The sequence below is a fragment of the Kineococcus indalonis genome (assembly GCF_009906395.1).
In the GTDB taxonomy this organism is placed as follows: domain Bacteria; phylum Actinomycetota; class Actinomycetes; order Actinomycetales; family Kineococcaceae; genus Kineococcus; species Kineococcus indalonis.
Genome location: NZ_JAAALM010000207.1, coordinates 4,530 through 6,512, shown reverse-complemented (window position 1 = coordinate 6,512; position 1,983 = coordinate 4,530). Strand labels below are relative to the sequence as shown.

General features: G+C 78.7%; 2 protein-coding genes and 1 riboswitch. Both genes read right to left on the bottom strand.

Annotation, left to right across the window (positions count from 1 at the left end; genetic code table 11):
- Positions 1–113: 113 nt before the first annotated feature.
- Positions 114–208, bottom strand: a riboswitch (SAM riboswitch).
- Between the two features lie 10 nt (positions 209–218).
- A complete protein-coding gene (locus GTR00_RS11435) occupies positions 219–1,373 on the bottom strand; it encodes an XdhC family protein (protein ID WP_166611748.1) in 1,155 nt (384 codons plus the stop codon).
- 42 nt (positions 1,374–1,415) lie between these two features.
- Positions 1,416–1,983: HNH endonuclease family protein (locus GTR00_RS11430; RefSeq protein ID WP_205705577.1), on the bottom strand; the 568-nt coding region annotated here is incomplete at its 5' end.

Sequence of the window (1,983 nt, the reverse complement as noted above, 5' to 3'; positions counted from 1 at the left end):
GGGAACCCCCCGGCCGGGGGGTGCGGGGGTCAGCGACAGCCGGCGGAGCAGGTGCGGCACAGGTCGACGACCCGGCGCAGGACCGCCACGTGGGACTTCGGGCTCATCGCGTTCCTCCATCGCTCCCGGCGGAAGCACCCGCGCCCGTTCGCACGGGGGGTTGCTGCGGCGTCCTCGAGCCAGGTCTCTCGGCCGCTCTGGATGGTGTCCCGGTGACTCTAGGGCGTGCCGTCCCCGGAACTCAAGCCGGGCCGGTCGGGGTCGTGGTGGATCCGCCCGGCGGTCGAGCCCAGCCGCGCCCCGGAACCGCCCCAGCGCAGCGCGGTGACCTCCGCGACGATCGACACGGCCGTCTCCTCCGGGGTGCGCGCGCCGAGGTCCAGGCCGATCGGGGAGGACAGGCGCGCCAGCTCCGCCGGCCCCAGCCCGGCCGCGCGCAGCCCCGCCAGGCGCGCCTCGTGGGTGCGGCGCGAGCCCATCGCGCCCACGTAGCCCGCCGGCGAGCGCAGCGCCACCTCCAGCAGCGGCACGTCCGACCCGGGGTCGTGGGTGAGCACGCACACGACCGTGCGGGCGTCCACGCGGCCGGCGGCGACCTCCTCGCGCAGGTGCCGGTGCGGGCGGCGCACCACGACCTCGTCCGCGTGCGGGAACCTCGCCGGCGTGGTGAACACCGCCCGCGCGTCGCACACCGTGACCCGGAACCCCAGGAACGAGCCCAGGCGGGCCACGGCAGCGGCCGTGTCGATGGCGCCGTACACGAGCATCCGCGCCGGCGGGGCGTGGGAGGCGACGAACACCGCCAGCTCGTCGCGGCGCCGCTCGCCGTCGGCGCCCAGGCGCACCAGGCCGCTGGCGCCGGCGTCCAGCAGCCCGCGGGCGTCGTCGGTGACGGCGGCGTCCAGGCGCTCCGGGCCCAGCGAGCCGGCGCAGCGGTCCGGCCAGACGAGCAGGTGCCGGCCCGCCGCGGCCGGGTCCGGGGCCCGCACCACGGTGGCCACCGCCACGGCCTCGCCCGCGCGCACCGAGGCGGTCGCGGCGCGCACCAGGTTGGCGTTGGAGCGGTCCAGGCGCTCGACGAAGACGTCCAGCTCCCCGCCGCACGTCAGGCCCGCGGCGAAGGCGTCGCCGTCGCTGACGCCGTAGCGCTCCAGCACCGGCACCCCGTCGGCCAGGACCTGCCCGGCCAGCTCGTACACCGCGCCCTCCACGCACCCGCCGGAGACGCTGCCGACGACCTCGCCGCCGGGGCCGACCGCCAGCGCGGCCCCGACCGCCCGCGGCGCCGAGCGCCAGGTGCGCACGACCGTGGCCACGGCGACGGGCTCGCCGGCCGCCAGCCACCGCTCCACCCGCTCCAGCACCTCGCGCACGGGCGCAGCCTGCCACCCGGGGGCGGTCGGCGGCCCGCCGGCTCAGCGCGCCGGCAGCTCCTGGCCGGGGCAGCCGGCCAGGACCGCGGCCATCGCGTCGCGCTCGGCGGGCGTGACCCACAACCCCCAGGCGGCCTTGACGGCGACCTGGCGGGCCACGTAGGCGCAGCCCCCCACCGGCGGCAGCCACTGCGAGGCGTCGTCGTCGCCCTTGGAGGCGTTGAGGGAGCCGTCCACGGCCAGCAGCTCCAGCGGGTCGTTGGCGAACCGCACGCGCTGCTCGTCGCTGAAGCCCTGCGCGCCGGTGCGCCAGGCGCCGGCCAGGGCGACGACGTGGTCGACCTGCACCTCGGAGCTGGTGCGCTCCCCGCGGCGGAAGGGGACCTCCCGGCCGGAGTAGGGGTCGTCCAGGGTGCCGGAGAGCACGGTGCAGCCGTCGTCGTCGAGGCGCACCCCGCGCAGGTCGCGCTGCAGGACGTCGTCGCGGGTGCGGCAGCCGTTGCCGTCCACGTCGGCCCAGCTCTCGCCGAAGCGGGTGCGCTGGTAGCCGTCGTCGCCGGCGGGCGCGCGCACCGGCAGGGCGGCCAGCGCCTGCGCGGCGACGCCGGTG